The sequence below is a fragment of the Sulfuricurvum sp. IAE1 genome (assembly GCF_004347735.1).
Taxonomy (GTDB): domain Bacteria; phylum Campylobacterota; class Campylobacteria; order Campylobacterales; family Sulfurimonadaceae; genus Sulfuricurvum.
In genome coordinates, this window is sequence record NZ_SLTI01000010.1 from 1 (window position 1) to 1,918 (window position 1,918).

The following is a 1,918-nucleotide window of genomic DNA, read 5'->3' on the forward strand; positions in this document are numbered from 1 at the left end:
GCTATGAACCTGTCCTTTTAGAGACCTTTGTGGAAAAAGAACGATTTGCCGGCACCTGCTATAAGGCAGCGAACTGGTACTATGCCGGTGATACGAAGGGCAGGGGCAAACTTGATACCCGCCATGAACATGCCCTCCCGGTAAAGAGCATCTGGCTCTATCCCCTGCGAAAGGATTTTAAGAAATGGCTAAAGGACTGAAAATACCCATAAAAAAGGTGGAAGAGGTTAAGAAAAGGCTTCTTGCAAAAACACTGACAGAAGATGACTACAACGTCTTGAAGAGCCTGCTTGACGAATCCATCGAAATAGGGCTTGTGAGAATTGTCCCTCCAAAGAAGAATGACTGATTTTACAATCGACAAGGCAAAAGAACTCCGACAGCGGCTTGCCTCGCGAATGGTCACAGATGACGATTACGGGCTCATGATGGAGCTCATAGATAGTTATGTCCTCCTCAAGACAGCATTCAAGGAAAAGAACGGCACAATCACCCGGCTCCTCAGGATGATCTTCGGCGCTCCAACAGAAAAAGCACAGAACGTTCTACCCGATAAACCCCGGAAACCCGAAATACCTAGGGACAAACCAAAGGGCCACGGCAGAAACGGCGCATCCGTATACGCGGGAAAGAAAATTGTTGTACCTCACAGTATATTGAAAAAAGGGGATGCCTGCCCCGGATGTGAAAAAGGGAAACTCTATCCTTTTCTTCCCGGTGTGACGATCCGGGTCACCGGTAATGCACCCCTTGATGCATGCGTATGGGAGCAGGAAAAGTTCCGGTGTAATCTCTGTGGTGAAATATTTACTGCAAAACTGCCTGATGAGGCAGGATCAGAAAAGTACGATCCATCGGCGGGGGCCATGATACCCATTCTGAAGTATGGCAGCGGCCTTCCCTTCAACAGGCTGGAAGAATTGCAGGAGGGTCTGGGTGTTCCTCTTCCTTCCTCTACACAGTGGGATATTGTTGAAAAAACTGCGGACAGAATCCATCCCGTGTACCATGAACTGATTCGACAGGCGGCACAGGGAGACATCATCCACAACGATGATACAACAATGAAGATACTGTCCCTGGTCAACGACAAAGAGAGAAGAAAAGGAATCTTTACCACAGGCATGCTCTCTTTTGCCGGTACAAGGAAAATAGCCCTCTTTGTAACCGGGCACACGCATGCGGGTGAAAATATAACCGGTCTTTTGAGGGAGAGACATCCTGACCGTGCTCCGCCGATACAGATGTGCGATGCCCTGTCGAGAAACACACCGAAAGAGTTTGAAACCATACTGGCCAACTGTATGGCCCATGCCCGGAGGAACTTTGTGGATATTACAGAGAGCTTCCCGGAAGAGTGCCGGTATGTTATAGAAATACTGGGAGTAGTGTATAAAAACAATGCTGAAGCTAAAGATATGGCTCCATCTGAAAGGCTTATACACCACCGGTTGGAAAGCGGACCCTTTATGGAAAAACTCCACGAATGGATAACCGGACAGTTTGAAAAGAAAACGGTGGAACCGAACTCAGGGCTGGGGAAGGCCTTCTCTTATATGCTGAAGCACTGGGAACCATTGACGCTCTTCCTCAAAGTGGAAGGTGCGCCGTTAGACAACAATATCTGCGAACAGGCATTGAAACGGGCAATTCTCCACAGGAAGAACTCGCTTTTTTATAAGACACTCCATGGTGCATATATAGGCGATATCTTCATGAGCATCATCCATACCTGCCGATTGTCCAAGGTCAACCCCTTCGATTATCTGATTGCCCTCCAGAAGCACTCTTCCGAGGTGTTCAGGAACCCGCAGAAATGGCTGCCGTGGAATTACAAAGACGGAGCACCGGCATCTTTATAATAAAATGTAATCGATTTTGTGCAGTCAGGGGCTACGCATGCTTGCCGGAAGGACAC

The 1,918-nt window shown here is 48.2% G+C and carries 3 protein-coding genes; all 3 read left to right on the forward strand.

From position 1 onward, the window contains the following. Positions 1–200, forward strand: a 200-nt coding sequence (locus E0765_RS02560; RefSeq protein WP_132811667.1) for a Druantia anti-phage system protein DruA, incomplete at its 5' end; no start/stop codon positions are given. Continuing rightward, positions 185–349 (forward strand): hypothetical protein, encoded by a 165-nt coding sequence (locus E0765_RS12420; protein ID WP_165921630.1) that lies wholly within the window; start codon positions 185–187, stop codon positions 347–349. The genes E0765_RS02560 and E0765_RS12420, both read left to right, overlap by 16 nt. Beyond that, complete coding sequence (locus E0765_RS02565) at positions 342–1,862, forward strand: IS66 family transposase (protein WP_132811668.1); 1,521 nt, start codon at positions 342–344, stop codon at positions 1,860–1,862. The genes E0765_RS12420 and E0765_RS02565 overlap by 8 nt, the downstream gene beginning before the upstream one ends. The last annotated feature ends 56 nt before the right edge of the window (positions 1,863–1,918 follow it).

Excerpts from the sequence above, each read along its gene's own strand:
- E0765_RS12420 (WP_165921630.1), top strand. The coding sequence starts at position 185 with ATGGCTAAAGGACTGAAAATACCCATAAAAAAGGTGGAAGAGGTTAAG.
- E0765_RS02565 (WP_132811668.1), top strand. The coding sequence starts at position 342 with ATGACTGATTTTACAATCGACAAGGCAAAAGAACTCCGACAGCGGCTT.